The sequence below is a fragment of the Methylobacterium mesophilicum genome (assembly GCF_022179445.1).
In the GTDB taxonomy this organism is placed as follows: Bacteria; Pseudomonadota; Alphaproteobacteria; order Rhizobiales; family Beijerinckiaceae; genus Methylobacterium; species Methylobacterium mesophilicum.
In genome coordinates this window covers 1-26,676 of the sequence record NZ_BPQU01000020.1, presented here as the reverse complement: position 1 = coordinate 26,676, position 26,676 = coordinate 1, and the positions used below count along the sequence as shown (strand labels likewise).

Here is a 26,676-nt window from a genome sequence, read left to right as displayed (position 1 = left end):
CGGGCGTTCTCCCGGTCCCTCGGCCTATGGCTGAACGCGCGCGCGGTCGTGTGGCATCGCTCCGCGTCCAGGAGCATCGTACGCGGGCGCACAAATTTTCGGCACGATCGGGCGCTGCGCATAAGCAAGGGATTGGTGCGCTTATGCGCTGATGCGGGTTGCATGCTCAGAAACCCGGATCGGATCTTCTAATCAGCGTCGGAAAGATAAATATCTATAAATCGAGATTGATTATTGTAAAAAATATATATGAACAAACCAAATTGACTTCAGAAAGTACTCATCTGCCTATTGTCACCGCATCGTAAACCAGGCGGTTTTGGCCGTTGATGTTTTCGCGAGGTTACGAGATGATCTTGGATCGATTTTCCAGGATGCGGGATCAGCGCGATGGCATTGTTGCGTGACGCAAAAATACTCGTGAAGTTTGCCATTCCGCTCGTCATCGTGGCTTTGGCAGCCGGAGGATTGATCGTCTACGCGCGGGCCAGCCTGATCGCCCAATCGGCGCAGACACGGCAGATCGTTGACGTGCAGGCCAAGCGCCTCGCGATGATCCTCGGCCTCCAGATCGATTTCGGCGAGATCGCCGTCCAGGCGCGCAACCTCGTGCTCGAGACGCGGGAATCGCAGATGGCGGGGTACCAGACCCTCATCAAGCAGAACACGGCGCACGCGTTCAGCCTGCTCGACGCCCTGATGCAGATGGCCGACACGCCCGCGCGGCGCTCGGCCGGGGAGACGCTGCGACAGATCCTGACGGCGTTCGGTGCGGTGATCGACCGGGTCGCCGCGAGCGGGGAGCGGGGTGAGGCCGAAGCCGCCGGCGCCATCCTGCTGGCCGAGGGCAATCCGCTCCGCGCCAAGCTGGTGGAGATGATCCAGGCTCGGGTCGACGTCCTCACGGGCGACCTCCAGCGGGAGCGGGATGCGTCCGAGGCGGCGGCCTCCCGGGCGACCCTTCTGCTGGTCGCGGCGGCGACCATCGGCCTCGCGATCGCCATCGGGGCGGGCGTGGCCGTGGTCGTCCTCGGGGTGACGGCCCCGCTCAAACGGCTGGTCCGGACCCTCGAGCGCATGGGGCGCGGGGAGACCGACAGCGAGATCCACGAAGCCGCCCGTGGCGACGAGATCGGCGCCGTCGGGCGCGCCGTCGAGGGGATCAAGCGCATGGTCGCCGCCGAGGCGGCCGAGCAGGCCGAGATCCGGCGCCGTGCCGACCAGGCGGCCTCGTCCGAGCGCAGGCGCGCCCGCGCCGAGCTGGCGGACAGCTTCGAGCAGACCATGGTCGGCATCGTCGGCGCCGTCTCGACATCGGCCACCGACCTGCAGCGGGCCGCCCAGGGCATGACCGACACGGCCAGCCTGGCGGCGATGCAGGCCGCCACCGTCGCGTCGGCGGCCGAGGAGGCGGCCGGCAACGTCCAAACGGTCGCGGCGGCCGCGGAACAGCTCGGCACCTCGGTTCAGGAGATCGGACGTCAGGTCACGGGCTCGGCCGGCCTCACCCGGATCGCGGCCCAGGAGGCCGGGCAGACGACCAAGCTGGTCCAGGCCCTGAACCAGACCTCGGCGAAGATCGGCGAGATGGTCGGGCTGATCGCCGACATCGCCAGCCAGACCAACCTGCTGGCGCTCAACGCCACCATCGAGGCGGCGAGGGCCGGAGAGGCGGGGCGCGGCTTCGCCGTCGTCGCCTCGGAGGTGAAGGAACTGGCCGGCCAGACCGCCCGGGTCACGGAGGAGATCACCGGCCAAGTCGGCGCGATCCGGGCCGTGACCGAGAATGCCGTGGCGGCCATCGGCGGGATCACCAGCCGGATCGGAGAGATCGACGGCGTCACCGCCAGCATCGCGGCCGCGGTCGAGGAGCAGGGTGCCGCGACGCAGGAGATCGTCCGCAACGTCTCCGAGGCCGCCCTGGGGACCGGTGCGGTCACGAGCAACATCGTCGGCGTCGCGGATGCGTCGGAGAAGACCGGGGCGGCCGCGACCCAGGTGCTGGACGCGGCGGCCGTGCTCTCGGATCAGTCCGGGCGCCTGAACGCCGAGGTGGCCCGCTTCCTCGACGGCATCCGGGCCGCCTGAGGACATGGTGCCGGTCCGAGAAACCGGCAAACGATCTCGATTTCAAAAGGTCTTGGACCCATCCCTTTTAAGGTGTTTGGCCACGTGCGCCTCGTGGGATCGGCGCTCCTGAGCAGATCACGTGCCCCCCTTTCCCGGACAGGTGAAGCGAAGCGGAACCTGATCCGGGACCCAGCACACGAAGCGCCGCGTCAGCGGCACAGGTTGATCAGACGGACGCTGCGCGCCGTATTGTGCTGGGTCCCGGATCGCATTCCGCTGGCGCTGCATGCGCCCGGGAAAAGGGCCGTGCAGACAGCTCGACGCCATGTCCTGGCTCTCGGCCCAAAACCTTGCGCGTGCGGGGCCGAGCCCTGCGAAGACCCGGGGCTTCGCGCCCCGAACCCCGCCAAAGGGCCGCAGGCCCTTTGGAAACCCCTGTTCGAGCCGAGAGAGCGCTCCGGATCAGGCCGCGAGGGCGACGGTGTAGTCGGCTTCGGTCTTCCTGCGGATCTCGTCCTCGGTGACGCCGTCGGCGAGCTCGATCAGCGTCATGCCGCCGTCGCCCTTCTTGTCGATCGCGAACACCCCGAGATCGGTGATCACGAGGTCGACCACCTGGGTTCCGGTGAGCGGCAGGTCGCAGGCCTTGAGCAGCTTTGGGCTCTCGGTGCCGTCCTTGTTCCTGGCGACGTGCTCCATCACCACGATGACGCGCTTCACCCCGGCGACGAGGTCCATCGCGCCGCCCATCCCCTTCACCATCTTGCCGGGGATCATCCAGTTGGCGAGGTCGCCGTTGCCGGCCACCTGCATGGCGCCGAGGATCGACAGGTTGATGTGCCCGCCCCGGATCATCCCGAAGGAATCCGCCGACGAGAAGTAGCTCGTGGTCGGCAGCGCCGTGATCGTCTGCTTGCCGGCGTTGATCAGGTCCGGGTCCTCCTCGCCCTCGTACGGGAAGGGGCCCATGCCGAGCATGCCGTTCTCGGATTGCAGCTGCACCGACATGCCGTCCGGGATGTAGTTCGACACCAGCGTCGGGATGCCGATGCCGAGGTTCACGTAGAAGCCGTCTTCCAGTTCCTTGGCGGCGCGCGCCGCCATCTGCTCGCGGGTCCAGGCCATCGTTCTATTCCCTTTCCCTCGATCAGTGGGTGCCGCCGCCGGCGGCGGCCGCGGGGGTGCTGTCGCCGCGCTTGCGCGTGGTGCGCTGCTCGATCCGCTTCTCGCGCGCGCCGACCTCGATGATCCGCTTCACGAAGATCCCGGGCGTGTGGATCGTGTCCGGGTCGATCTCGCCGGGCTTCACGAGGTGCTCCACCTGCGCCACCGTCATCGTGGCGGCGGTCGCCATCATCGGGTTGAAGTTGCGGGCGGTCATCCGGTAGCGCAGGTTGCCCTCGGTATCGCCGGTATGGGCGTGCACGATGGCGAGGTCCGCGAACAGCCCGCGCTCCATCACGTATGCCTCGCCGTCGAACTCCCGCACCTCCTTGCCCTCGGCGACCTTGGTGCCGACGCCGGTCTTGGTGAAGAAGGCCGGGATGCCGGCGCCGCCCGCGCGGATGCGCTCGGCCAGGGTCCCCTGCGGGTTGAACTCGATCTCCAATTCGCCCCCGAGATATTGCCGGGCGAACTCCTTGTTCTCGCCGACATAGGACGAGATCATCTTGCGCACCTGCCGCGTGTCCAGGAGCTTGCCCAGGCCGACCCCGTCGATGCCGGCATTGTTCGACACGATGGTCAGGCCCTTGACGCCCGAGGCGCGCACCGCCTCGATCAGCTCGTCGGGGATGCCGCAGAGGCCGAACCCGCCGCACATGACCATCATGTCGTCGCGCAGCAGGCCGGCCAAGGCCGCGGTGGGATCCGTGTAGACCTTCTTCATCGAACCGTCCTTTTCCCGCCCGGTCTGGCCCGGCCGAAATCTTGGGAACTACGTTTCCTCGGGCCTGCTGTCCCCGATTCCGCGGCCGAAATCCAGTGCCGGGGCACGTTGCCCGCATGGTGTCCGGGGCGATCCGTAACCCGACACCCTGGGGAGAGCGGGGGCGCCGGGCAGGCCCCCGCAGACAAGGCGCCCGGAGCGCGCTATGAGGTTAACGCAACGAGCAGACCCTACCGGGCCGCGACGGCTTGAGGGGGCTGGCGCCGCACCCGGCCCCTGGCCGCGCCCGCGGCTCGCCCATCCGGAGCATGATGTCGCCGCGCCGCCCCATCTTCGTAGCCGCCTTCGGATGCCTCGTCCTCGCGGGGCTCGGCCTGCAGGACTGGTCGGTCGACGGCGGCCGGGCGATGACCTTCGCGGGTCCCGCACTCGATGCGTACGGCCTCGCGCTGACCGCCGAGGGACCGGCGCAGCTCACGCTCCTTCCGATCCCGCGCCTGAGCCTCGAGCGTGTCCGCCTCGCCGCCGGATCCGCCGGGCCGACCCTCGCGGAGGGCGGCCGGCTGACGATCGACCTCGATCCGATCGCTCTGCTCGCCGGCCGCGCCGCCCTGGGCGGCCTGCGCCTCGACGCGGCGCGCCTGTCGCCGGATGCCGCCGCCTGGCGCGAGCCGCTGGCGCGTCTGGCCGGCCGCATGCGCGCGGGTGCGACTCAGCACCCGCGACGGATCGCCCTCACCGGCGCCCGCGTCGGGGACGGCGCGGACGCAAGGGACATCGACATCGATCTCGCCTGGCCGTTCTGGAGCGCGAACGCCGAGGCCCATGCCAGCATGACCTGGCGGGGCGTGCCGACCCGGATCGCCCTGGCCCACATGCTGCCGGCCTATATCGCGCAGGGCCTGCGCACGCCGTTCACGGCGACGGTGACCTGGCCGGATGGCAGCCTGGCGGCCGAGGGGACGGTGGGGCCTCCCCCCGACGGCGGCGGGCTGCCGCCCCTGGCCGGCCGCGCCCGGTTCGAGAGCCGCGCGCTCCCGAAAACTTTGGCTTGGCTCGGGCGCGACGCACCGCTCGCCGCGCTCGCCGGCGCCTTCTCGCTCGACGGACGGTTCGAGGCCGGGGACAGGTCGGTGTCGTGGCCGAGCCTGCGGGTGGGGCTCGGCGACGACGTCCTGGATGGGGCCGGCGCCGTCACCCTCGGGACCGGACCCGAGCCGCGCCTCTCGGTCCAGGCGACCCTGGCGGCCGAGACCCTCAACCTGTCGCCGCTCCTCGCCGACCTGATCCGGCTGTTCGAGGCCGAGCCGGCCTCCCTGGCGCTGGGTCCGCTGACAGGGGGCGATCTCGACCTGCGCCTGTCCGCGGCCGAGGGCCGGGTCGGTCCGGTCCTGGCGCAGGACCTCGCCGCCAGCATCCTGGTGCGGGACGCGGCCGTGGAGGTCGCGGTGAACCGGGCGCGCCTGCAGGACGGCATGCTCAAGGGGCGCGTCACCCTGGCGAGCGCCGCGGATCCGGCCGAGACCGAGGTCCGGATGCAGGGCAGCCTGGACCGGGTCGACGTCGGGTCCCTCCTGGGCGAGATCGGTGCGGGACGCTGGTTGAGCGGGCCGCTGCAGGGCCAGTTCAGCCTGGAGGGCAGCGCCCGCGACAGCGTCGCCCTGCTCGCCAGCCTCGGCGGCCGCGCGACCCTCTCGGTCGACGGCGGCGCGATCGCGGGCCTCGATCTCGCCGAACTCGTCCACCGCAACGGCGCGGTGCCCACCGGGGCGCTGGCACGCCGGAACGGCCGGACCGCCTTCGAGCGCGCCGCGATCACCCTGCGCTTCTCCGACGGGATCGGCGAGTTCGCCGAATCCGGCCTGCGGGGCCCGAGCGTCGGGGCGAGCCTGCAGGGTCAGGTGTCGCTGCCGGGCCGGCGGATCGCGGCCCGGGGCGACCTCGCCCTGCGCGCGCTCGCCGACCTCCCGGGCCGCGGGCTGCTGTTCGAGGTCACGGGCCCGCTGGATGCCCCCACGGCGCAGATCGTGTCCCACGGCGAGGCGATGCTGCCCGATCCCTTCAAGGTGCCGGCCGCCCTCGGGCTGAGCGGTGCCGCCCGCGCCTACGCACCCTGACCCCGATCCGCGCGCCTGCCGCCCGACCCCGAGCTCCGGCCCCGAACCCCTCCGTGACCCCCATGCGCCGCCAGCTTATCGAGGATCCCGTGACCCGCGCCGGGCCGCTGTCGCGGCGGCTCGCGGTGTTCTCGATCCTCGCCACCGGTCTCGCCCTGATCCTGGTGCGCGACCCGCGCGCCGACACCGACGCGGCGCTGGTGGCGCTGGCGGCCGGGCTGTGCGTCGCCCTGGCCGCGGCGGTGGCGGCCGTCTTCGCGTTCGTGCATGTCTGGCGGGAGGGCGCGCGCGGCCTGGGCGCCGCGCTGGCCGGGCTGGTGCTGGCGCTCCTCCTGCTGGGCTACCCGGCCTATCTCGGCGTGCGCGGCCTGCGCCTGCCGGTCCTGTCGGACATCACCACCGACATCGACAACCCGCCGGCCTTCTCGCGCTCGCGCGCCGCCTTCGCGGCCCGGGGCGGGCGCTACCCGGCCGATCCCGGCCCGGCGTTCCGCGAGCGTCAGCGCGCCGCCTACCCGCAGATCGCCCCGCTGACCCTCGACATCGGCGCCGACGAGGCCTTCGAGCTGGCCCGCAAGGCAGCCCTCAACCGGCATTGGCAGATCGTCGAGGCGATCCGCCCCGGGGGGCGCACCGGCAACGGCCGGATCGAGGCCGTGGCCCGGGGCCTCATCCTGAACCTGCCCGACGACGTCACCGTGCGGATTCGCCCCCGGGCCGACGGCGCCCGGATCGACGTGCGCTCGGCCTCGCGGCTCGGCGGGCGCGACTTCGGGACCAACGCCGACCGGATCCGCGCCTATCTCGACGACGTCGCCAACCTGGCGCTGGCGGTGAAGTAGGGTCAGGCCGGCGCGTAGGTCGCGTCGAGCCGCGGCGGCCCGTCGCAGGCGACCAGCCCGCGCCCGACCAGATCCTCGAGATGGGCGAACACCGACAGGGCGGCCGCGCCCCGCAGCCGCGGATCGAGCCCCTGGTAGATCGCCGCCACCACCTCCGGGATGCGCGTGTCCCCGGCGGCCAGCCGGGCGCGGATCGCCGCCTCCCGCTGGCGGCGGTGGCCGATCAGGCAGCGGACGAGCCGCGCGGGCTCCTGGACCGGGCCGCCATGGCCCGGCCAGTAGGTCGTCTCGGTGCGGCCGCGCAGCTTCTCCAGCGAGGCCATGTAGGCCCGCATCTCCCCGTCCGGCGGCGCGACGATCGTGGTGTTCCAGGCCATCACGTGGTCGCCCGAGAACAGGGCGTCCGCCTCGGGCAGCGCGAAGGCGAGGTGGTTCATGGTGTGGCCGGGCGTCTCCACGGCCACGAGGGTCCAGCCGGGACCGGAGACGGCGTCGCCCTCCGCCAGGATGCGCGCCGGCGCGTGCGCCGCGTCCGAGCTGGCATCGAGCATCGGCGCCTCGCCCTCCGCCAGGGCGCGGGCGGCCCGGTGCGGGCCGCAGCCGACGATCGGCGCCCCGGTCCGGGCGGCCAGCAGGCGGGCGCCCGGCGAATGGTCGCGGTGCGTGTGGGTGACCACGATGGCCTCGACCCGCTCGGGGCCGAGGTCGTCCAGGAGCGCCGCGATGTGGCCGGGGTCGTCGGGGCCGGGATCGATGATTGCGACGCGGTCCTGGCCAACCACGTAGGTGCAGGTCCCGGTCGCCGTGAAGGGGCCGCCGTTCGGGGCGATCCGCCGCCGGATCAGCGGCGCCACGCGCTCCATGCGCCCACTCTCGGGCAGGGACCGCTCGACGCGCGGCCCGCTCTCGTCCTCGACCGTCATCGCCACCCCGTTCCGTCCCGGCGGTGGTTCTACGGCTGCGCGTGAGCGCTGCGCAATCGGGCGCAGCGGCCGTGGGGGCTTCCCTGAGGACAACGGTCCCGGAGAGGGCCGTTCCTCAGGGCGTGCGGGCTTCAGCCCGCGCGATGCGACCGGCCGGATCGGACGCGCACGGGGACCGGTACGGGGGCCGGCGCCACGCCGAGGCCGAGTGCGGCCGCGCGCGCCGCGTCGGCGGCACCATCGACAATCTCGGTGACACGCGCCGCCAGGGCGGCGAGCTTGGATCGAACGGCTCTCTTTGCAGCTTGCAGCATCTCGGATCCCGGTTCGGACCTAGTGACCTTACAGCGAACGCGACCGTCTGACTCCCGTTCCGTCACCCAATCGTCGCGGGGCGGTCCGCCAGCGAGACGAAACCCGGCCGCTTTGTCAAGTGCGCGGAACCAGAACCGAACCTTGGCGTTTTTGAGTCCAGAACGACGCGGCCGCCCGCGCCGGACCTTTCAAAGGATACGCACAATGCTCGGTTGGGCCGTAACTTTCCTCGTCGTGGCTCTGGTCGCCGCTCTGCTCGGTTTCGGTGGTATTGCCGGCACCGCCATGGAAGCTGCCAAGCTTGTGTTCTTCGTGGCGATCGTCCTGTTCGCGATCTCGGCCGTCGTCGGCCTGATGCGCGGCCGTTCGCCGACATTGTAAAGCGATCGTAGGGGCCGGCGCTGGCGCCGGGCTGACGACAGACTTGGAGAGAGCCGCCGTCCTCGACGGCGGCTTTTTCATCGCGGAGATGCCAGGATCCACAGGATCCGCCGTCTCGGGCTCAGGCCTTCTCGCGCTCGCCGCCGTCCAGCTTCGCGATGAGTTCGGCGAACCGGTCGGGCACCGGCTGCAGGGCGACCGTATCGTACATCGCGCGCAGCTGCGCGGCGATGCGGTTGCGGGTCTGGTCGCTCAGGCCGCCCCCGCCGGCGCGTGCCGCGGCGGATGCGGCCACACCCTGGGACTCCCCGGGTTGACGCGATGCGGGATGGGCCGTGGGCTCTGCGGCGGTGCCAGCATACGGATCGCCCGCACGGGGGTCCGCATCCTTACCCTGATCCGCCATTCACACGCCCCTTGTTGCCGAAGTCCGCTGGGCCGCATTGTACTGCGGCTCGACATACGCCATGGCTGCGGCTGCAACGCCCGCCCGCCGGATCGGTTCCGCTGGGGGCGGAACGGAGTGCGGGCCTCCGCGTTGGGCGGTAGGCTGCGCAGGATACAAGCCGGCCCCGGCACGACCTCGGTCGAGGACCGAGGCATCGCGGCCGGGCAACACGGCGAGGCACAGGGGATCGAATGTCGACATCGCAACTCGTGGTACAGCACCTGCCGTACCTGCGCCGCTACGCTCGGGCGCTCACGGGGAGCCAAGTGGCGGGCGACGCCTATGTCGCGGCCACCCTGGAAACCCTCGTCAACGAGCCGGATACGCTCGGCCGCAGCACCAACATCAAGGCCGACCTGTTCCGGGTGTTCACCCGGATCTGGAATTCCCTGTCGGTGAACGGGCGCAGCGAGCAGGTCCAGCACGACCTCCCGGCCGAAGTCCGCCTCGGCCAGATCACACCGCTGCCGCGCCAGGCCTTCCTGCTCTCCTGCCTCGAGGGCTTCTCGGAAGAGGACGCCGCGATCATCCTGGCCGTGGACGTCTCCGAGGTCCGCGACCTGGTGGACGAGGCCGGGCGCGAACTCGCCGCCGACATGGCCACCGAGATCCTCATCATCGAGGACGAGCCGCTCATCGCCATGGACCTCGAGGCTCTGGTCGAAGGCCTCGGCCACAACGTCATCGGTGTCGCCCGCACCCGCACCGAGGCGATCAAGATCGCCGGCGAGGGCAAGCGTCCCGGCCTGATCCTGGCCGACATCCAGCTCGCCGACGGCTCCTCGGGCCTCGACGCGGTGAACGACCTGCTGAAGACCTTCGAGGTCCCGGTGATCTTCATTACCGCCTACCCGGAGCGCTTCCTCACCGGCGAGCGGCCCGAGCCGGCCTTCCTCATCGCCAAGCCGTTCCAGCCGGCGAACGTCTCCGCGGTGATCAGCCAGGCGCTGTTCTTCCAGCAGACAGCGCGCCGCCGGGAAGCCAAGTCGGCCTGACCCAGAAAGTCGGCCCGATACGATAACCAGGGGCGGCCCGCCGCTTCCGGACTGGCGGGCCCGACGCGCAAGACCATCCCGATCAAGCCCCGGCGCAAGCCGGGGTTTTTGTTTGCCGCGTCTCGTGTCGTGTCCCTGGCCGGCCGCGCGCAAAAAAACGGGCTGGAGATGGCTCCAGCCCGTCGAAAAGGTTCCGGCCGATGCACAAGGGGAATGCGGGGAGGACCAGAATGGCCGGGTGTCGATAGAACGAGTGCCGCGCTGGGAGGTTCCGGCAAATACGCTTTTTAGGCGAACGTGACTTTTTAAGCACATGGGACGGTTGTGGATGGCGGGGGTGCGCCGTCGCACCAACATCCTGGACGCGAACGAATACTCAGTGCCCACAGAGACGGGACAGTTGTGGAACCTGCAATTGCAGACCGCGTTATGAAAACATCCTGTCAAGCTCTCATGATGAGGTCGGGGCGATGCTGCGGTCGGGTTTCATTCTGGGCGTGAGTGCTCCCGCGGCTCTTCTCACCGTGCTGATCCAGCCGGTGGTGCGTGAGACCGCCGACCGTTGGACGCCGCCGGTGCTCACGGCCGCGGCCTCCGCCGTCCACGCGCCGCTTCCGGGCATGCGCCCGGCCTCCCTGGCCCTCAGTCCGACGCGGGTCGCCGGTGTGCAGCGCGTCGACGGCCGTTCGGGCCCGGTCGCCGAGGAAGGGCAGGAGATCGGCATCCGGCCGATCCTGAAGCAGCCGCAGCAGCCGCGTCGTCTGGTCCGCGAGGGTTGCGAGACGGCGCTCAGCTCCCTGGTCGGCCCCGAAGCCCGCCGCATGGTTCCGGGCCGCTGCATCTCCTGAGCACCTGATCGGTTCAGCTGCGAGACACCAGAAAGCCCCGTCGTTCCGGCGGGGCTTTCTGGTGTCTGAACACTCGCAACGATCTCTATGGGATCGACGGGTTGGAGTTTTTATCTCTGCTCACGGCGGAAGGCTAAATCGTCTTCTCATATAGGCCCGATCCGTGCCGCGACACGCGGTCATTCCGGGGCCGCGCAGCGGAGCCCGGGATGACGGCGAGTAATAGGGGCAGGATATCAAGCCCGGGAGATGGATCTTCCACCTCCGTGACCCGTAGCGATAACGTGAGCCCATCGGTCCAAAAACAAGGACGGCGCCGGTCCTGGGGACGCGGCGCCGTTACGCGACTCGATCGGTTCGGTGCGTCACTCGGCGCGGCCGGTCCCCGTGGACTGCCCACCCTTGCGACCGGCGTTCGAGGCCAGTTCGCGGTCCTGCGAGAAGGAGCGCTTCTCGGCCGGCACGCTGCGTCCGCCTTTGCTGGCGATCTCGCGCTGCCGCGACAGGTCCATCGAGGCAAAGCCCCGCTTCGAGGTTGAATTTCCGGATGCCATCAGTTCCTCCTCAGGCTTCGCTTCACCCCGCAACAACCTTCAGCAATAACCAAGGTTCCTGTCATGAGACGTAGCCAAGTTTGGCAAAGCTAAGCTTGGCGGCAACCGCCGGCTGTGTGCGGCGTTGATCCCCGGTTGATCTGCGCGTTTCTCCGCAGGCGCCCGCTGCGGACCGGCCCGGGGCGGGCCTACTCTCGCGCGGCTGCGCCCGGTTCCCACGCCGCAGGCTTTCGAGGAGAGGTTTCCGCCAGTGACGAACCGCAACATGGTCAAGGACGCGGCCGGATCCGAGCCGGCCGTGAAGCCGAATACGCCGCCGCTCCCGCCGATGCCGGCCCCCGAGGATTCGCCGACGCCGACCACCCGTGAGGAGCCGGTGGATTCGCCCCATCTCAATGCCAGCCTGAAGCGTGAGGCGCCGGGCCCGGGGGAGCAGGGTCTTTCGACGAAGCGCTGAGGCCGTCGACCGTCAGCCGGGCCTCGACCGCGACTTCCGAGACAGGCCGACGATGAGGAGGCCGATCCCCAAGATCGTGGCGAGGCCCGCCACGGTCAGGATGCGCTGGACCAGCGGCGTGTAGAGACCGCGTGCGGCATCGTAGCCGTAGCACAGCAGCGCCAGACGGTCGGCCAGGCCGCCGACCCGCCCCTCGCCGGCCTCCGTCAGGGCGAGCCGGAGGTCCCGGCCGGTCAGCGCCAGGGGCGAGAGCACCCGCGCCACCCGGCCGTCGCCGGTCAGCAGCATCGCGGCGGCGGGATGGGCGAAGCTGTCGGTCCCGGGATCGTAGACGGCCGTGTAACCCAGTGCTCCGGTCAGCCGGGCGAGGGCGGCATCGGTGACGAGCAGGGGCGTGGCGCCGGCCGCGCGCGGCCCGAGCGTCTCTTGCAGCATGCGACGCGCGGCCGCGGCGTCGTCGCGGGGATCGATCCCGACGAGCACCCACGCGTACTGGTCCGCGGGGAGGCCGGTCGCGGCCAGCGCTTCGGCGGCCATGGACAGCATCGGGTCGCAGACGTTCCCGCAGGTGTAATCCACCGGCAGCAGGAGGGTGGCGCGCCCGCCCAAAGCCTCGCCCAGCGTGGTGGTGCGCCCGGTCCGCGCGTCCGTCACCGGCACCGAGAGCGGCGCCCGGGCTCCGGGCAGAGGGGCGGCCGCGACCCGGGCGAGGTCGGCCTGAACCAGGCGCGCCTGGGCGGCGCCGGGATTCGCCAGGCCGGCGCATGCAATCGTCAGTAGGCCGACGATCAGGTACTGGACCGTGCGGATTGCATCGGGCGTGGGACTGGACAAGGACTTGATGAACCGCATGGATATGTCGTCGGCCGGTCTGGCCCTCTCATCAGTACCACCCATGCCCGCGAGGGCGTGAAGCCCGTCGCGGAGCCAGTGCATGACCCTCGACACCGAGGTTTCCTCCCTGCGGCAGGTGCCGCTGTTCCGCGAGGTGGAGCCGGCGCGCCTGAAGCTCCTGGCCTTCACCAGCGAGCGCGTGCATTTCGAGCCGGGCCAACGCTTCTTCGCTCGGGGCGACGTGGCCGATGCCGCCTACGTGATCCTGATGGGCAGCGCCGAGGTGAGCATCGACGGGCCGGCCGGCCCGGTCCGGCTGGCGCTGCTCGGGCAGGACGCCCTGGTCGGAGAGATGGGCATCCTGGCCGACCAGCCCCGCTCCGCCACCGTGACGGCGGAGACCGCGGTGACGGCGTTGCGGATCGACCGGGGCGTGTTCCTGGAGCTGCTGGCGCAGTTCCCCCAGATCAGCATCGCGCTGATGCGGGTGCTGGCGCTGCGGCTGGAGCAGACCAACCAGGCGCTGGCCGAGAGCCGGGGCTGACCTCACGCGGTCGGATAGGTGATGAATTCCAGGAGCGAGCCGTCCGGGTCGCGGAAGTAGACGCTGAGGCCGGGGCCCGCCGCGCCGTGGCGCTCGACCGGGCCCAGCTCCACCGGCACGCCGGCCGCCTTGAGATGGGCCATCGCGTCCTCGATCGTGCCCGACCAGCGGAAGCACAGGTCGCTGTTCCCCGGGAGCACGGGCTGCGCCGCGACCGGCTCCGCCTTCACGCCCGGCCCGTGGCAATTGAGCTGCACGCCGCCGAACCGGTAGGCGAAGCCGCTGCCGCGCTCGATCACCTCGGCGCCGACCACATCGCGGTAGAAGGCGTTCGAGCGCGACCAGTCGGTGACGTGGATCACGCAATGGTCGAGGTGGATGGCCGGGCGCAGAAGGTCCCCGGGCACGACCGCCGCGTCGGCGGCAAGTGTCTCGGTCTCGGCCATGATCTGCCTCCGCGAATGTCGAAGTCCGGTTGCGTCGCCGCCGTCCGAGAACCGGCAGGCAACTTAGCAAGGCCGTGCTGGTCCTCAGCCTTCCCCTTTGAATTAGGGCGCAACCATGGCCGTGGCAGTGGGCGCTCGCGCGTCCGTGCGGCGCAAAAGCTACATCGTCGCAGACGGGGAGACGGTAGGCATAGCACCCTGGACCGTATCCCGCATGTCAGGCCCCATGATCGCATCCCACCTGTCGGCCTGGAGCCGAATTCGCCGGCTCCTGCTCTCGCGAATTCTGCTCGCCGTGGTGGCGATCGCGCCGCTGGCCGCCTGCCAGACCCGCCCGTCCCAGCTCGCGCAGGACGACGAATCGGCCTGGTACATCGGGACGAAGGCCGACAAGCCGTTCGACATCCCGCTGGTCGACACCGCCCGCCTCGATCCGAAGTACCGCCGCCAGCAGGTCAGCTACAACGGCCCGGAGAAGCCCGGCACGATCCTGGTCGACATCGACCGGCGCCAGCTCCTCCTGGTCCAGGCCGACGGCAGCGCGATGCAGTACGGCGTCGGCGTCGGCAAGGCCGGCTTCTCTTGGAAGGGCGAGGCGCGCGTCGGCCGCAAGGGCGTCTGGCCGGATTGGAGCCCGACCGTCACGATGGTCTCGCTCAACCCCGACCTGCCCCGCACCCGCAAGGGCGGCGTCGACAACCCGCTGGGCGCCCGGGCCCTGTACCTCTACCAGGGCAACCGCGACATCCTGTTCCGGATCCACGGAACCAACGAGCCCTGGAGCATCGGGGAGCAGATGTCGTCGGGCTGCGTCCGGATGCTCAACGAGGACATCGCCGACCTCTACGAGCGCGTCCCGGTCGGCACCCGGGTCCTGGTCAAGCGGAGCGGCAAGTACCGGACCTGACGTCGACCGGACCTGACGTCCGGTTCGCCGGCTTCCGGTCCCTTACCTTCGCGGATGTCGGCGGATCGCGGGCGCGATGCCCGTCCGTGCGAAGGGATTGCTAAGTCTGAGGGGCAACGCTTTCGCAATCTCTTCGCGTAACGGTCGGCCGAGCGCGCCCCGCGGGACGCGCGGGTCTTCCGAAGGCGCATGGCTGAGCCGGCAAAAGCGCCACAATGGCCGGCGATTCCGGGCGCTTCGAGAAACCCTTGCCGGTCGTTCGTGGACAGCTTTCCGATGACAAGATCGATGCTCGCCCTCCTGCTCCTCTGTTCCCCCGCCGCCGCAGCCGGGACGATCAGCGGACCGGCGACGGTGATCGACGGCGATACGATCGAGGTGCACGGCACCCGCATAAACCTCTACGGGATCGACGCCCCCGAGACGGCGCAGAGCTGCCAGACCGTGACCGGCCGGGAATACCGCTGCGGTCGCGACGCCGCCCTGGCGCTGACCGCCCATATCGGCACCGGCGTCGTCACCTGCGAGCGCCGCGAAGCTGCCGGCCCAGGCAGCATCGCCGGCCTCTGCCTCGCGCATGGCGAAGACCTGTCCGCCTGGATGGTCGCGAAGGGCTACGCGCTCGCCAGCCGTCAGGTGACGCCCGCCTACACCCGTCAGGAGGGCCAGGCTTGGGCGACCCGTCGCGGCCTCTGGGCGGGGACCTTCGAGAAGCCCGCGGATTGGCGCCAGGACCGGCGCCGCATGGAAGCCTCGGCCGGGGCGAGCGCGGCCGATTAGAGCATCGTCCCGAAAGGTGTCCACCGGCTTTCGGAAAAAAATGATGTAGACCAAGGAGCTAGCGCATCACGCCGGTTTGGGCGCGATGCGCTAGGCGCGCTCACGCCGTCTTGTCGTGGCCCTCGGTGAATTCCCGCCAGAGCAGGACCAGCGCCGCCATCACGGCCGGGCCGACGAACAGGCCGAGCAGCCCGAAGGTCTCGACGCCCCCCAGGATCCCGAGCAGCACCCACAGGAACGGCAGCTTCGTGGTGCCCCCGATCAGCGCCGGCCGAACGAAGTGGTCGGCCGCGAACGTGACCACGAATCCGGCCACGGCCACGACGACCGCCGCCTTCATCGAACCCGCCGCCACCAGGAGGAGCGCCGCGATCGCGATGGCGAGCGCCGCGCCGAACGGGATCATGGCGGCCACCGCCGTGAAGGCCCCGAGCAGCACCGGATGCGGAACGCCGGCGAAGTAGTAGACCACCCCGAGGATGAAGCCCTCGCCGAGGCCGACCAGAACGAGGCCGTCGACGGTACCGTGCACCGAAGCCACCATCTGCCGCGCGACGCGCTCGCCGCGGGGGCCGAACAGCCGGTCGCAGGCGGAGCGGGCCTGCTCGGTGATCGTGCGCCAGTCGCGGAACAGGAAGAACAGGGCGACCAGGCTGAAGCCGAACAGCACGATCCGGTGCACCACCTCGCGTCCGAAGTTGCGCGAGGCGCCGACCACCGAGTGGTTGTCGAACCGGTGCAGCAGGTCGGATCCGGCCTGGGCATGCCCGAGGTTGTCGTTCCACCACGCGGTCGCCTGGGCGGCGCCGTAGGGCAGGTGCTGCAGGAATTCCGGGGCCGGGATGCCGCTCGCCTCGGCGTTGCGCACGAACTCGGCGACGTCGTGGGCCTCGCGTGCCGCCTGAACGCCCAGGATCGCCAGCGGCGCGAGGAACACCAGGGCCACCGCGGTGGTCATCAGGGTCGGCAGCAGCAGGTTGTGCCGGCCCGGCGGGAAGCGGTGCTCCAGGCGGGCGTAGAGCGGCCACAGCGCGATCGCCAGCACCACCGCCCAGGCCAGCGCCGGAAGGAATTCATGCAGGATCCAGAGTCCGAGCGCGGAGAGCGCCAGCACCAGCACGACCCGGGCCGCGCCCTGGGAGCGCGCCCGCTCCGGCGGTGGCGGTGGCGGGGGACCGGGATGGGCCGGAGCCGTGACGGGCTGAACCGTGGGTAACATCCGTCTCGTCTCCTGACGCCGCGCAACCGATGCCGCGCACATAGACCGAATTCGTCGCGGCGCAGGGGGCGTTCGCGCACACGATCCGGTGCACGACCCCGAACCAGCGCTGCAACGCACCGGGAACCGCCGCGGTTGCCGCCCCTGACCCCCTCGTGTAGAGGTCGCGGCCGTCCGACGGGCCCGTAGCGCGGGCCCCGTACGCGTATTGGTGGCCGCGCGGGGCGTGAGCGCCGGGTCGCCCGGCGTCGAGGGGGGCACCCCGCCCGACCGATCCGGAAACCGAACAGCCCGCGAGAAGACATGTCCGACGAGCCCGCCCACGGCAGCGCCACCTTCCAGCGCGTGGCCGACATCATAGCCGAGACCGCCGACATCCCCCGGGACAGGATCACCCCGGAGAGCCACGCCATCGACGACCTCGGCATCGACAGCCTGGCGTTCCTCGACATCGCCTTCGCGGTGGACAAGGCTTTCGGGATCAAGCTGCCGCTCGAGCGCTGGACCCAGGAAGTCAACGAGGGCAAGGTCCCGGCCGAGCAGTATTTCGTCCTCAAGAACCTGTGCGCGCGCATCGACGGCCTGGTGGCCGAGAAGGCCGCCAAGGTCTGACGCGCCAGAGCCCGACGCCCCCATGCGCCTCGAATATTTCGAGATGATCGATTCTGTCCGGCACCTCGATCGGGCCGCCGGCCGGATCGAGGCGCTGGCTCGGGTGCCGATGGAAAGCCCTGTCTTCGAGGGACACTTCCCCGGCCATCCGCTGGTGCCCGGGGTGCTGTTGACCGAGACCATGGCGCAGGCCTCCGGCTACCTCGTGCTCGCCCATCTCGATTTCACCCGGATGCCGTTCCTCACCGGCGTGGACAAGGCCCGGTTCCGGTCCTTCGTCGGGCCGGGCGCGGAACTGATCGTGACGGCGACCCTCGAGCATGACGGCTCGGGCTACGCCGTGACGAAGGCGGCGATCAGCCATGCCGGGAAGGCGCTGTGCGACGCCGAACTGCGCTTCCGCACCATGGCGTTCCCGGATGGGCTCGACGCGCCGATGCGTGCGCGGGCCCGGGCCATCGGCCTGTTCGCGGACTCGGCGCAGCCATGAGCCGTCCCGTCGTCGTCACCGGCCTCGGCCTCGTCTCCTGCGCGGGCGAAGGGATCGAGGCGCATCTCGCCGCCCTCGATGCCGGCGCGGCACCCCGGACCGACGCCGAGACGTTCGCGCCCTATTGCGTACATCCGGCACCGCCGATCACGTGGGACGGGCAGATCCCCAAGCGCAGCGACCAGCGGCAGATGGAGGCGTGGCAGCGGCTCGGCGTCTACGCCGCCGGCCTCGCCCTGGATTCCGCCGGCGTGAAGGACGATGCCGCCCTCAAGCAGGGGCTCCATCTCGTCGTCGCGGCGGGCGGGGGCGAGCGCGACTACGCCGTCGACGGCGCGATCCTGACGGGCCTGCGCGATGCCGCAGATCCGGGTGCCTATCTCAACGAGCGGCTGCAGAACGACCTGCGGCCGACGCTGTTCCTCGCCCAGCTCTCGAACCTGCTCGCCGGCAACATCGCCATCGTGCACGGGGTCACGGGGGCCTCGCGCACCTTCATGGGGGAGGAGGCGGCCGGCGTGGATGCACTGCGGATCGCGCAGGCGCGGGTCGCCTCGGGGCAGATCGACGCGATCCTGGTGGGCGGCTCCTACAGCGCGGAACGGCCGGACGTGCTCGTGGTCCACGAGATGGGCGGCTATCTCGCCCGCGCACCGTACCGACCGGTTTTCGAGCGGGCTGCGGCGGCGCCCGGCTTCATTTTGGGGAGCTGCGCAGCCTTCCTGATGCTCGAATCGGAGGCGCACGCGGCCGCTCGCGGGGCTCGGACGCTCGCCCGGCTGGACCGGGTGGCGAGCGACCGCACGCGGCGCATCCCCGGCAGCGTCGCCGCCAGCCTCGAAGCGCTCTGGCTGCAGGCCGGCCTCTCGGCCCCGGACCGCGTCCTGTCCGGTGCCTCGGGGGTCACCGCGATCACCGAGGAGGAGCGGGACGCGCTCACGCGGCTCGCCCCCGGCGCCGACGTCCGGGCGCTGGGCGACGTGATCGGTCACGGTCTCGAGGTCGTCGCACCGCTCGGGGCGGCGCTGGCCGCCGGCCTCGTCGCGGCAGGGACCGCCCGCGAGGTGGCGGTAACGACCGTCGGCCATCGCCGTGGCGAAGGAGTTCTGCGCCTGCGTCCGGCCTGATCAGCCTGCGGAGACGGTCCGAAGCAATCGGATCCCGGAACGCCCGCACTTCGACAGGGGCCGCTATCGGCCTGCAGGCGTGCAACGTCCAGCCGCGTCACGGTTCTCTGTCGGCCGATAATAGGCCGGCCGTGTCGATCCTGATCCGCGCCGACATATTTCGGCGGACTTGCCAATGCGCGGGTGAAGGTCTATCTCAGCCGCATCGGCACGTGTCCGGATATCTTGGACCGTTACGCCTTCGCAGGGCGGTTCTGACTTTCCTATCGCTATCGGTCGATACCGGTATCTGCTTTTGTGAGCGGATGCCATTTCTCACTACGCCTGCGAAGATCGAGGAATTCCATGAGCACCGGAACCGTCAAGTGGTTCAACGAGACCAAGGGCTACGGCTTCATCCAGCCGGATGACGGCGGCAAGGACGTGTTCGTTCACGTCTCGGCCGTCGAGCGCGCCGGCCTGCGTGGCCTGAACGAAGGCCAGAAGGTCTCCTACGAGCTGGAAACCGACCGCCGCAGCGGCAAGGAGTCCGCCGGCCAGCTTCAGACGGTCTGATCGCCGCTCCGACGGCCCGTGTTGAAGCCGCTCCCGAGGGAGCGGCTTCTTCGTATCTGCATTCGATCCCGGGGTGACGGCGGCCCGCCGCGCCCAACTCAGGAGTGTCTGTGAGCTTTCCGAACAAGCAAGGCGTCGTCGATCGACTGGAGGCCGCTGCCAAGGCGCGGTCCGAGATGCTGGCCCGGTTCCGGGCCCGCCCGACTGCCGATGATCCGGCCGTCCTCGCCCGCCAGTCCGCGCGCCGCGCCGTGGTTGATGCCCGCGAGGCCCGCGCGTCCGAGCGCGCCGCCCAGCGCGAGGCAGACCTCGCGCGTGCCGCCGCCCAGGCCGAGGCCGAGCGTCAGGCCGAGGCCGAGCGCAAGGCTGCCGAGCAGCTCGCCGCCCAGGAGCGTGCCAAGGCCCTCCAGGCCGAGCAGAAGCTCCAGCGCGATGCACGCTACCTTGCCCGCAAGGCCAAGGCGGCCAAGAAGCGGTAAGGTCTCAACGCCGAAGCAGCTGCCGATCCGGCACGCGGGCGCGTGAGCATCAAGACATTGGGGACCGGTCCGATCGCGATGCGGTCGGCCACCCTCGAACGCCCCGTTCGAGACCCCGCCTCAGGAGCTTGGCATGACCCACAAATTCAAGATCGGCCAGCGCGTCTGCCGGGTGCAGCTCGGACTTCCGGGTGACAAGGGCGGCGGCGAGGTTTTCGAGATCCTGCGCCTGATGCCGGAGGATCAGACCGGCGAGCGCTCCTACCGGATCCGGACGGAAGCCGGTGAGCGCGCGATCCGCGAGAGTGAACTGGTCGCCGTCAACCGACTCTGACCGGCTCGCGCCTTGTTAGAGCGTCCTGAACATGACCAGGGCGTCGACCAAGCCGAGACCCGGATGCCGGAAGGCGCCCGGGAGCCGGCCGACCTGCTCGAAGCCGAGGCTCTGCCACAGCGACACGGCCCGCAGGTTGGTCGAAATCACGAAGTTGAACTGCATCGCCGTGAACCCGCGCTCGCGCGCCCGATCGAGGGCGTGCAGGCCCATGGCCCTGCCGATGCCGAGGCCGGCCGCAGCCGGGTCGGTCATGAAGCCGCAATTGGCGACATGGGCCCCGCCGCCCGCCTGATTGGCGCGCAGGTAATAGGTGCCGCGTACCGCCCCATTTCGCTCGGCGACGAAAGTCTCGCGATCCGCGCCGGTCCAATAGGCGACGGCCTCGACCTCGCCAAGCCGAGGATCGAGCGCGTAGGTCTCGCCCGCCCGGATGGTCGGCACGATGATCCGGGCGATCGCCGCGTGGTCAGAGCCGCGCGCCGGTCTGATCTCCAGGCTCAACCGAACTGCTCACGCAGGATGCGTTCGTCGAGGCTGTGCCCGGGATCGTGCAGCAGCACGAGCTCGGTGGCGCGGTCCAGCGAGGTCTCCACCGTGCAGACCCGCCGGAACTCGGTGTGGTCGGCGACTGCGGCCACCGGGCGGTGGGGGGCGTCGAGGACGTCGATCCGGATCTTCGCGTAATCCGGCAGCAGCGCGCCGCGCCAGCGCCGGGGGCGGAACGCCGAGATCGGTGTCAGCGCGAGCAGCTTCGCGTCGAGTGGCAGGATCGGGCCGCCGACCGAAAGGTTGTAGGCGGTCGAGCCGGCCGCCGTTGCGACCAGCACCCCGTCGGCGATCAGCAGGTCCAGCCGCACGTGCCCGTCCACGGCGATCTTCAGCTTGGCCGTCTGGTGCGTCTGGCGCAGCAGGTAGACCTCGTTGATCGCCCGGGCCCGATGGCTGCGGCCCTCGGTGTCGGTCACGTCCATCACCAGCGGGTGGATGACGCTGCGCTGGGCGGCTTCCAAGTGCTCCAAGAGGTCGTCATCCCGGAACTCGTTCATCAGGAAGCCGACCGTGCCGCGGTTCATCCCGTAGATCGGTTTGGGCCGATCCATGAATCGGTGCAGCACCTGCAGCATGAGCCCGTCGCCGCCGAGCGCGACCACGACATCCGCCTCCTCGGGAGAGACGTGATCGTAGCGCCGCATCAGGGCGGCGGCGGCCTCTCGGGCATACCCGGTGGGGCTCGCCACGAATGCGATCTTCTTGAATGTCGGCATGGCGTCAGGCGATGCCGGGCAGGCGCGTCGGGGTCGCGTCGGGGGTCACGTCACGACTCCAGTCTGATGAGCGAACCGCCCGGTTGACGTCGGTGCCCCGCATGCGTCTGACTCCTCGGGCACATGCGCGATCCTGGAGGCATAGCATGGAGCGTCCGCTCCTCGTCTACACCACCTTTCCCGACGCCGCCTCCGCGCTGAATATCGGCGAGGCCCTGGTCCGCGAGCGCCTCATCGCCTGCATCAACGTCCTGCCCGGGATGCTGTCGGTCTACAGCTGGAAGGGTGCGGTGGAACGGGGGGAGGAGGTCGCGGCGATCCTCAAGAGCCGTGAGGGTCTGGCCGATGTCCTGTCGGCCGCCTTGAAGGCGCGCCATCCCTACGAGACGCCGATCATCCTGCATTGGCCGATCGCCGGCGCCGATGCCGACACCGCCGCCTGGATCCTGTCCGAGACCGGAGCCGATGGCGCAGAGTAAGCTGGACCGCTGCGTCCGCACCGGGTCTGACGGTGGCTTATCGAGGCATTCGCTGAATGCTGGCGCTCGGTGTCTGCAATATTACGGCTTAAAGAATTGACTTCATAATCGTTCAATGCTGCATTCGTAGGGAGATGCGCGACGTATGCGCCTCCACGACTTGCGGTGATTCGCGATGAGGGGATTGTTTGCAATCCTTGCGATCGGCTTCGGCCTGCCGGAGGCGCATGCCCTGGACGCCGACGCGGTGGTCGGGACCTGGCGGCTCGTCACCGCCACGCGCAAGATCGTCGAGACCGGAGAAGTCGTGGACGCCTATGGCGGCCCGAAGCCGAACGGCTGGATCACCTACGGCCGCGACGGACGGATGATGGTCGTCTGCGCCTTCGAAGGGCGCAACAGGCCCGCGGCCAACGACGCCATGTCCGATGCGGACCGGATCCACCTGCACAGGACGTTCTTCGCCTATGCGGGGACGTACCGGTTCGATGCCGACCGCGTCACCCATAGCATCGACACGTCTTGGAACGAGGCCTGGACGGGGACCTCGCAGGTTCGGCACGTCGAGCAGAGTGGACGACAACTGGTCTACACGACCACGCCGTTCAAGTTCAATGTCGACGGGAAGCTGAGCGTCATCACGCTGATCTGGGAGAAATATCCCTGATTTCCTGTTCGCGGCTGTCTTGGGAGGACATCATGCCCCGCAATCACGTTCTGCCGGCCCTGGTTTTCGCCGCCGCCGCAATCCTGCCCGGCTTGTGCCTGGCGGAGGCGTTGGAGGCCGACGCCCAGAGTGCGGCGACCAAGTGGGATGAGGCCTACAACCGCGACGACATGGAGACGCTGGGCAAGCTCTACGCGCCCGACGCCCTCGTGGTGACGAAGGGCGCGACCCAGACCCGCGACGGCATTCCGAAATTCTTCTCCGGCCTGAAGGCGAAGGGCTGGGACGACCACAAGACGACGGTGAAGAACGCGGTCGCGAAGGACAACCTGCTCATCGTCTCGGGGCGCTGGGAGATGACCGGTCCGGTGGAAGGCGGCCCCAAGAAGAAGTTCGAGGGTAACTGGGTGAACGTCCTCGAACGGCAGAAGGATGGTTGGCGGACGGTGCTGCACACCTGGAACTGAGGCGCCTCAGCCACCCTGGTCGATCAAAGCGAGGCGCGGCACCACGGCGTTCCGGTCGATCACGGCCCCCGGGGCGATCACGGCGTTGGCGCCGATCCGGGCGCCGTCGCCGACCAGCGCCCCGAACTTTCGGGTTCCGGTCTCGACGCGCCGGCCAGCCAGCCGGAGCGCGATCGGCCGGTCCGGCGCCTCGTTGCGGTGATTCGCGATGATCGCGCCGGCCTCCAGGTTCACGTTCGCGCCCAGGATACTGTCGCCGACGAAGTTGAAATGTGCGACGGCCGCCCCGGCGAACAGGAAGGCGGATTTCAGCTCCGCGCCGGGGCCGACGGTGCAGTCCGCCTCCAGCCAGCAGCCCCCGCGCAGATAGGCGCCGGCCGCCACGAGGCAGCCCGGCCCGATGATCGCGGGTGGCTTCACGATGGCACCGGCCTCGACAACAGCCTGCGCGTGGATCGCGATGCCGTCCCCGACCCGGCACGCCCCGTCGAGGCCGGCGATGCGCTCGGCGACCAGTGCCGCCGCCTGGGCCGTGATCTCCCAGGGCGCCAAACCGAGCGCGCCCAGCCAGGAGGCGGGGTAGCGCGCGATCAGCGCGTGCAGGTCCGGGACGTCCTCAGCCATGATCGATCCTGACGGCGCAGTGGCGCAGCCCCCGATCCTGTCAGGCCGCGCGAACCGGCACCAGCCGCCTGTGGGCGGATTCGCTGGGCGGTCGAAGCGTCTGCCCGGGTACGGGTCGAAGACTTGACTTGGTAAGTTCGTGCGGAGGCCCCGATATGAGGCGAATCAGATCGGAATACGACTGTTGAAAAGCGGGAGATCTGGAAGTTTAATTGGCAATTTTATTTAGTGATACATAACAAAAATTATGACTCGGTCGACCGCGAGGCTATAGGGCCTACGGCGTCGGCTTCGGCGCCGCGAACTCGGGACGTCGAGACCATGAAGGCATTCAAGACCGCCGGCCGCATCGCGATGGTGCTGCTGGCTTCCGGTGCGGGCGGGACGGCCGTGCTGGCGGCTGGCGGCAAGCCGAGCGAGCCGCTGATGACCATCGAGGCGGCCCCGTCGGGCCCGGCCGGGCTGACGGCGGCCAATCCGCCCGCGCTCCGCTACGGCACCCTCTACGCCGACGCCAAGGGCCAGAGCCACGTCCAGTATTGCGACCTCAAGAACTTCATCTTCAAGAGCTACGCGCCGCCCGCCGCGCCTCAGTATGTCGGCTTCCCGCCGGGCGAGGTTGCGTCGGTCAAGTACGCGATCCTGCCGGTCGGCTACGTCGGCACCTGGCACACCGCCCCCGGCCCGCAATGGGTGATCACCCTGTCGGGGCGCTGGTCGGTCGAGGCGACGGACGGCTCCGTGCTGGAGCAGGGACCGGGTGAAGTGGAGTTCAACGCCGATACCGGATCCACCCCGCAGGGACCGGAGGGGCATGTCGGACACCTCACCCGCCAGGTCGGCGACGTGCCGAACGTCCAGCTGATCGTGTCGCTGAAGCCCCGGACGGGGAAGCGCTCGGTCGAGCCGTGTCAGCCGACCGCGCGGTGATCGTCTGGCTTGCCTGACCTGACATCAGCCATCCGGCGGACCCGCTCCGCCGGACCATCGGAAGAACGTTCAGGCGCCGCTGACCGGGTAGGTGCGGCCCTTCCAGGTGGCCGCGCCGGCGCGGCCGCCCCGCAGCAGCACGTTCCACTGGATCGCCAGCGCCACCAGCACGGCCGCCGGGTGCAGCGGGATCGTCGCCAGCGGTGCCCGCACCGCCAGGGTGATCGCCGCCCGGGTCACGAGCGACAGCGCACAGGCCGCGGCGGACGCCGTCAGGGCCAGCGGTGGGATCAGGCCGAGCAGCCCGGCCAGCACGAGAAGCGGCGGCAGGATCTGGCCGCAGCCGAGGAGTACGGTCCAGATCGGCAGGGCGCGGGGCGTGGCCATGCCCTCATGCGCGTTCTTGGAAAACCCGGCCCAGGCCTCCCCGAAGCCTCGATACATCCGGCAGGTCGCCAGCCCGGCGCCGGCCACGAGGTCGGTGCGGTAGCCGGCCGCGCGCAGGAGCCGGGGCAGCCGCACGCCGTCATGCAGGAAACCGCGGATCGCGCCGTGGCCGCCGATCGCCGCATAGGCCGCGCGCTCGAACAGGATGAGCTGCCCGCAGGCCGCGCCCAGGGCGGGATCCGGGCGGCGGCGCATCAGCGGCACCGGCAGGAAGCCGATGAGCAGGAAATCGATCATCGGCACGGTGAGCATCTCGCCGAGCGTCTCTGTGCGCTGCCGGGGAACGCCGCTGACCAGTGCCGCGCCGGCACGTCGCGCCTGGGCGACGAGCGACGCGGCGGCCTCGGGCTCCAGGCGGACATCCGCGTCGATGAACAGGAGGTGGCGGCCGTCGGCGAGCCCGGCGATATGGGCGCAGGCGTGGTTCTTGCCGGTCCAGCCCTCGGGCAGCGGCGGCACCGGGACGACGCGCAGGCGTGCGTCGCCAAGGCCGCGCACGATCTCTGCGGTCCCGTCCGTGGAATGGTCGTCGCCGACGATCACCTCGATGGGTACGGCGGTGCTGGCGAGGGCGGCCCGCACGGTCCCGGCGATGTTGCCTGCCTCGTTGCGTGCCGGGATCAGGATCGAGACCAGGTCGGGGTCGGCCACCGGGGCGGGCCGGCGGAGGGCGCAGAGGTTCACCGCGGTCAGGACCGCCGGCAGGGCGGCCGCGAACAGACAGAGGAAGGCCAGCGCCGTGAGGATCGGGTCGGTCATCGCCCGGGCTGCCCATCGCCGGCCCGGTGGGCCGGATCGAAGCGGCGCCCGGCCAGCCGCGCGGCGAGGCGCCGCCAGAGATCGTAGACGCCGCCGACGCCCTTGCGGCCGGCGACCAAGGCCCGGAAGCGATCCGGCTCGCGGCTGATCACGTCGCTGCTGAGTCGATCGAGGGTCGCGGTCAGGTCGGCCTCCAGGCGGGCGAGCCGATCCGTCCGCGACAGGGCCGCCAACGCCGCGCCCGAGATCCCCGGCCCGAAGGCCGCGAAGGCCTCGGCCCCGCGCTCGTCCCAGAACGCGTATTCGAGGGCGAGCGGCACGAACAGCGCGTCGGGGGCGATCTCGGCCAGCCGGGCCACACCGGGGCGCAGGCCGAGGGGCCGGACGCGGGTGTCGACGAAGCGCCCTTGCGCGGTGATCCAGAGGGCCGTGCCCGATCGCGTCAGGATCGACCGCGCGGCGGCCAGGAACTGTGCGGCGCCCCGGGCGCTGTCGAGGTCGACCCCGAAGGCGCCGATCCGCTCGAACACCCGGTAGCGCGCCAGCATGGCGGCGTCGAACGGCGCCCGATTCTCGCGACCCGGGAAGAGCCGGCCGGACAGCACGATGATCACCGCCGCATCCCACCAGGCGGGGTGGTTGCAGTAGATCACCAGCGGGCCGGCATGGTCCTGGGACGGCGGTACGCTCCAGTGCGGCAGGCGCAGGGCGTCGAAGTGCCGATGCAGGTAGCGCTCGAACCACGCCTCCATGAAGCGGCGGATCGGGGGTGAGACCGGGCGCAGGGGGGCGGGCGGCGGACGGCGCCGCTGTTTCCCTCCCCCCTCTGCGGGGGAGGGTGGCCCGCGAAGCGGGTCGGGAGAGGGGAGC

At 70.3% G+C, this 26,676-nt stretch carries 33 protein-coding genes; 20 read left to right on the top strand and 13 right to left on the bottom strand.

Features of this window, described 5'->3' with window-relative positions; translation table 11 throughout:
- The first annotated feature begins 390 nt into the window (after positions 1–390).
- On the top strand, positions 391–2,088 hold the full coding sequence (locus MFF40_RS18725; protein WP_238261738.1) for a methyl-accepting chemotaxis protein: 1,698 nt from the start codon (positions 391–393) through the stop codon (positions 2,086–2,088).
- A gap of 444 nt (positions 2,089–2,532) precedes the next feature.
- Here the strand turns inward: MFF40_RS18725 and MFF40_RS18720 are convergent, their stop codons facing one another.
- Positions 2,533–3,195, bottom strand: coding sequence for a CoA transferase subunit B (locus MFF40_RS18720; protein ID WP_147857041.1), 663 nt, complete (start codon positions 3,193–3,195; stop codon positions 2,533–2,535).
- Between the two features lie 22 nt (positions 3,196–3,217).
- Positions 3,218–3,958 carry a CoA transferase subunit A gene (locus tag MFF40_RS18715; protein WP_147857042.1) on the bottom strand — a complete coding sequence of 247 codons (741 nt, stop codon included), beginning with the start codon at positions 3,956–3,958 and terminating at the stop codon, positions 3,218–3,220.
- Between the two features lie 311 nt (positions 3,959–4,269).
- On the opposite strand from MFF40_RS18715, the gene MFF40_RS18710 reads away from it, so the two are divergent.
- Together MFF40_RS18710 and MFF40_RS18705 are read left to right on the top strand one after the other, a co-directional pair.
- Positions 4,270–6,075: an AsmA family protein gene (locus MFF40_RS18710; protein ID WP_238261736.1), complete on the top strand. Its 1,806-nt coding sequence runs from the start codon at positions 4,270–4,272 to the stop codon at positions 6,073–6,075.
- 62 nt (positions 6,076–6,137) lie between these two features.
- A complete protein-coding gene (locus tag MFF40_RS18705; protein ID WP_147898648.1) occupies positions 6,138–6,917 on the top strand; it encodes a DUF1499 domain-containing protein in 780 nt (259 codons plus the stop codon).
- A gap of 2 nt (positions 6,918–6,919) precedes the next feature.
- Here MFF40_RS18705 and MFF40_RS18700 read toward each other — a convergent pair whose 3' ends face one another.
- Entirely contained in the window at positions 6,920–7,840 is a 921-nt protein-coding gene (locus MFF40_RS18700) for an MBL fold metallo-hydrolase (protein WP_147898649.1), read from the bottom strand.
- 519 nt (positions 7,841–8,359) lie between these two features.
- On the opposite strand from MFF40_RS18700, the gene MFF40_RS18695 reads away from it, so the two are divergent.
- A complete protein-coding gene (locus MFF40_RS18695) occupies positions 8,360–8,536 on the top strand; it encodes a DUF1328 domain-containing protein (RefSeq protein ID WP_007568853.1) in 177 nt (58 codons plus the stop codon).
- Positions 8,537–8,657: 121 nt separating this feature from the next.
- On the opposite strand, the gene MFF40_RS18690 is transcribed toward MFF40_RS18695, so the two are convergent.
- Positions 8,658–8,831 (bottom strand): NepR family anti-sigma factor, encoded by a 174-nt coding sequence (locus tag MFF40_RS18690; protein WP_238261734.1) that lies wholly within the window; start codon positions 8,829–8,831, stop codon positions 8,658–8,660.
- Between the two features lie 344 nt (positions 8,832–9,175).
- Between MFF40_RS18690 and MFF40_RS18685 the strand changes: the two genes are divergently transcribed.
- Positions 9,176–9,979 carry a response regulator gene (locus tag MFF40_RS18685; RefSeq protein WP_147855105.1) on the top strand — a complete coding sequence of 268 codons (804 nt, stop codon included), beginning with the start codon at positions 9,176–9,178 and terminating at the stop codon, positions 9,977–9,979.
- A 470-nt stretch (positions 9,980–10,449) separates the two neighbouring features.
- Entirely contained in the window at positions 10,450–10,827 is a 378-nt protein-coding gene (locus MFF40_RS18680) for a hypothetical protein (RefSeq protein WP_147855106.1), read from the top strand.
- A gap of 365 nt (positions 10,828–11,192) precedes the next feature.
- On the opposite strand, the gene MFF40_RS18675 is transcribed toward MFF40_RS18680, so the two are convergent.
- Positions 11,193–11,381 carry a con-10 family general stress protein gene (locus tag MFF40_RS18675; RefSeq protein ID WP_147855107.1) on the bottom strand — a complete coding sequence of 63 codons (189 nt, stop codon included), beginning with the start codon at positions 11,379–11,381 and terminating at the stop codon, positions 11,193–11,195.
- 250 nt (positions 11,382–11,631) lie between these two features.
- On the opposite strand from MFF40_RS18675, the gene MFF40_RS18670 reads away from it, so the two are divergent.
- Positions 11,632–11,838 carry a hypothetical protein gene (locus MFF40_RS18670; RefSeq protein WP_147855108.1) on the top strand — a complete coding sequence of 69 codons (207 nt, stop codon included), beginning with the start codon at positions 11,632–11,634 and terminating at the stop codon, positions 11,836–11,838.
- Positions 11,839–11,850: 12 nt separating this feature from the next.
- Here MFF40_RS18670 and MFF40_RS18665 read toward each other — a convergent pair whose 3' ends face one another.
- Entirely contained in the window at positions 11,851–12,690 is an 840-nt protein-coding gene (locus MFF40_RS18665; protein ID WP_238261732.1) for an SCO family protein, read from the bottom strand.
- Between the two features lie 82 nt (positions 12,691–12,772).
- Between MFF40_RS18665 and MFF40_RS18660 the strand changes: the two genes are divergently transcribed.
- Positions 12,773–13,216 carry a cyclic nucleotide-binding domain-containing protein gene (locus MFF40_RS18660; RefSeq protein ID WP_147855109.1) on the top strand — a complete coding sequence of 148 codons (444 nt, stop codon included), beginning with the start codon at positions 12,773–12,775 and terminating at the stop codon, positions 13,214–13,216.
- Between the two features lie 2 nt (positions 13,217–13,218).
- Here MFF40_RS18660 and MFF40_RS18655 read toward each other — a convergent pair whose 3' ends face one another.
- Positions 13,219–13,662 (bottom strand): VOC family protein, encoded by a 444-nt coding sequence (locus MFF40_RS18655; RefSeq protein WP_238261730.1) that lies wholly within the window; start codon positions 13,660–13,662, stop codon positions 13,219–13,221.
- Positions 13,663–13,888: 226 nt separating this feature from the next.
- Between MFF40_RS18655 and MFF40_RS18650 the strand changes: the two genes are divergently transcribed.
- The gene (locus tag MFF40_RS18650) at positions 13,889–14,569 is read left to right on the top strand and encodes a L,D-transpeptidase (RefSeq protein ID WP_238261727.1); all 681 of its coding nucleotides are present in this window, start codon (positions 13,889–13,891) and stop codon (positions 14,567–14,569) included.
- A gap of 276 nt (positions 14,570–14,845) precedes the next feature.
- Positions 14,846–15,349 carry a thermonuclease family protein gene (locus MFF40_RS18645; protein ID WP_147856185.1) on the top strand — a complete coding sequence of 168 codons (504 nt, stop codon included), beginning with the start codon at positions 14,846–14,848 and terminating at the stop codon, positions 15,347–15,349.
- 100 nt (positions 15,350–15,449) lie between these two features.
- On the opposite strand, the gene MFF40_RS18640 is transcribed toward MFF40_RS18645, so the two are convergent.
- A complete protein-coding gene (locus tag MFF40_RS18640; RefSeq protein ID WP_147856186.1) occupies positions 15,450–16,568 on the bottom strand; it encodes an AI-2E family transporter in 1,119 nt (372 codons plus the stop codon).
- A 303-nt stretch (positions 16,569–16,871) separates the two neighbouring features.
- On the opposite strand from MFF40_RS18640, the gene MFF40_RS18635 reads away from it, so the two are divergent.
- The 6 genes from MFF40_RS18635 to MFF40_RS18610 all read left to right on the top strand — a co-directional run bounded on the left by MFF40_RS18635 (position 16,872) and on the right by MFF40_RS18610 (position 20,165).
- Positions 16,872–17,180, top strand: a complete 309-nt coding sequence (locus MFF40_RS18635) for an acyl carrier protein (RefSeq protein WP_147856187.1) — start codon at positions 16,872–16,874, stop codon at positions 17,178–17,180.
- Positions 17,181–17,202: 22 nt separating this feature from the next.
- Complete coding sequence (locus MFF40_RS18630; RefSeq protein ID WP_147856188.1) at positions 17,203–17,670, top strand: 3-hydroxyacyl-ACP dehydratase FabZ family protein; 468 nt, start codon at positions 17,203–17,205, stop codon at positions 17,668–17,670.
- Positions 17,667–18,797: a beta-ketoacyl-ACP synthase gene (locus MFF40_RS18625; protein WP_147898656.1), complete on the top strand. Its 1,131-nt coding sequence runs from the start codon at positions 17,667–17,669 to the stop codon at positions 18,795–18,797. Before MFF40_RS18630 ends, MFF40_RS18625 begins: the two co-directional genes overlap by 4 nt.
- A 345-nt stretch (positions 18,798–19,142) precedes the next feature.
- Positions 19,143–19,352, top strand: coding sequence for a cold-shock protein (locus MFF40_RS18620; RefSeq protein ID WP_007568877.1), 210 nt, complete (start codon positions 19,143–19,145; stop codon positions 19,350–19,352).
- Positions 19,353–19,462: 110 nt separating this feature from the next.
- The gene (locus tag MFF40_RS18615) at positions 19,463–19,831 is read left to right on the top strand and encodes a DUF6481 family protein (protein ID WP_147898657.1); all 369 of its coding nucleotides are present in this window, start codon (positions 19,463–19,465) and stop codon (positions 19,829–19,831) included.
- 133 nt (positions 19,832–19,964) lie between these two features.
- Complete coding sequence (locus tag MFF40_RS18610) at positions 19,965–20,165, top strand: hypothetical protein (protein ID WP_147855991.1); 201 nt, start codon at positions 19,965–19,967, stop codon at positions 20,163–20,165.
- A gap of 15 nt (positions 20,166–20,180) precedes the next feature.
- On the opposite strand, the gene MFF40_RS18605 is transcribed toward MFF40_RS18610, so the two are convergent.
- Positions 20,181–20,663, bottom strand: coding sequence for a GNAT family N-acetyltransferase (locus tag MFF40_RS18605; protein ID WP_238261780.1), 483 nt, complete (start codon positions 20,661–20,663; stop codon positions 20,181–20,183).
- A 2-nt stretch (positions 20,664–20,665) separates the two neighbouring features.
- The gene (locus tag MFF40_RS18600; RefSeq protein ID WP_147855990.1) at positions 20,666–21,433 is read right to left on the bottom strand and encodes an NAD kinase; all 768 of its coding nucleotides are present in this window, start codon (positions 21,431–21,433) and stop codon (positions 20,666–20,668) included.
- A 146-nt stretch (positions 21,434–21,579) separates the two neighbouring features.
- On the opposite strand from MFF40_RS18600, the gene cutA reads away from it, so the two are divergent.
- The 3 genes from cutA (at position 21,580) to MFF40_RS18585 (ending at position 23,046) form a co-directional block, all read left to right on the top strand.
- A complete protein-coding gene (gene cutA, locus MFF40_RS18595) occupies positions 21,580–21,912 on the top strand; it encodes a divalent-cation tolerance protein CutA (RefSeq protein WP_147855989.1) in 333 nt (110 codons plus the stop codon).
- 175 nt (positions 21,913–22,087) lie between these two features.
- Positions 22,088–22,579 (top strand): lipocalin-like domain-containing protein, encoded by a 492-nt coding sequence (locus MFF40_RS18590; protein ID WP_147855988.1) that lies wholly within the window; start codon positions 22,088–22,090, stop codon positions 22,577–22,579.
- Between the two features lie 32 nt (positions 22,580–22,611).
- Positions 22,612–23,046: a YybH family protein gene (locus tag MFF40_RS18585; protein ID WP_238261725.1), complete on the top strand. Its 435-nt coding sequence runs from the start codon at positions 22,612–22,614 to the stop codon at positions 23,044–23,046.
- Positions 23,047–23,052: 6 nt separating this feature from the next.
- Here the strand turns inward: MFF40_RS18585 and MFF40_RS18580 are convergent, their stop codons facing one another.
- Positions 23,053–23,670, bottom strand: coding sequence for an LbetaH domain-containing protein (locus MFF40_RS18580; protein WP_238261723.1), 618 nt, complete (start codon positions 23,668–23,670; stop codon positions 23,053–23,055).
- 321 nt (positions 23,671–23,991) lie between these two features.
- On the opposite strand from MFF40_RS18580, the gene MFF40_RS18575 reads away from it, so the two are divergent.
- On the top strand, positions 23,992–24,600 hold the full coding sequence (locus tag MFF40_RS18575; RefSeq protein ID WP_147855985.1) for a cupin domain-containing protein: 609 nt from the start codon (positions 23,992–23,994) through the stop codon (positions 24,598–24,600).
- A gap of 69 nt (positions 24,601–24,669) precedes the next feature.
- Here MFF40_RS18575 and MFF40_RS18570 read toward each other — a convergent pair whose 3' ends face one another.
- The gene (locus tag MFF40_RS18570; RefSeq protein ID WP_238261721.1) at positions 24,670–25,806 is read right to left on the bottom strand and encodes a glycosyltransferase family 2 protein; all 1,137 of its coding nucleotides are present in this window, start codon (positions 25,804–25,806) and stop codon (positions 24,670–24,672) included.
- Positions 25,803–26,558 (bottom strand): lysophospholipid acyltransferase family protein, encoded by a 756-nt coding sequence (locus MFF40_RS18565; RefSeq protein ID WP_238261778.1) that lies wholly within the window; start codon positions 26,556–26,558, stop codon positions 25,803–25,805. The genes MFF40_RS18570 and MFF40_RS18565 overlap by 4 nt, the downstream gene beginning before the upstream one ends.
- Between the last annotated feature and the right edge of the window lie 118 nt (positions 26,559–26,676).